Raw genomic sequence first — 852 nt, forward strand, 5'->3', positions numbered from 1 at the left:
CCTTCCGCTCCAATCAACAGCGTAAAAAATTTAACAATAGGCTATCTAACTATTTTTTAAACGACATTCAGCTTCCATTCCTTCGTTTTTTTGTCAAAGATGAGTTTGGCATGGAATGGCTTATTCGAGATGTCCTGATATTCCTCATACATATCATCCATATTGGCAAAATCACCGATGACCCAGATTGGAATTTCAATCTTCGTGCGCTGATGGTCTGCATCCCTCAACGATATACAAATTCCTTCTTTTATGAAGGGCGTTAACGAAAGGAGGATTTCTTTCGCCACCGGAGGATACGTCCGTTTTTTTCTAAGACCAAGAAGGGATTTTTCCGGTTTAAGCTCCCCGAGCTTTGCCGACAGGGCGACGCTTAATAAATGAAAAAAGTCCTTAAAGCTGCGGTAATAGATTTTGTTATACCAGCCGTCATCCTGCGCCAAATAAACAAAACGGTTACCCAGTTTATTATAAAAGGGCAATTTTAAATGCTGCTTATGGTGTCCTAAATATAAAAGTTCGGCCATTTCCTGCCCTGTTAGCTCATTCAGTCCATCTTCCTCAATAAAATCAATCCAGCAAAAATTTCCGTAACTATAGACATCTTCAGCTGCCAATTTGTTAATTCTATCTTCCGGACAATATTCGAGCAGTGTGTGCATATTAAAATCAGCATCATCAAAACGGTGCGCTAGTAGCAGCAAATGGTTTAATGAACCTGAAAAAGCAGCCGTAAATTCATCGAATTCAATACCGTAGGACATTACATACTGGTCTGTTTGATTTAAATGGACATAAATGAGATCCCGTATGTCTTGATGATGCTTCTTCAAAGCCAAACTCCTCCGTTCA

1 protein-coding gene is annotated in these 852 nt (G+C 39.6%); it reads right to left on the reverse strand.

Annotated elements, in window-relative coordinates:
• Positions 1 to 56: 56 nt before the first annotated feature.
• Positions 57 to 852 (reverse strand): hypothetical protein (locus ACIFOT_RS31715; RefSeq protein WP_430072820.1); only part of this gene is annotated, 796 nt, incomplete at its 5' end.

The sequence above is a fragment of the Neobacillus sp. NRS-1170 genome (assembly GCF_050468025.1).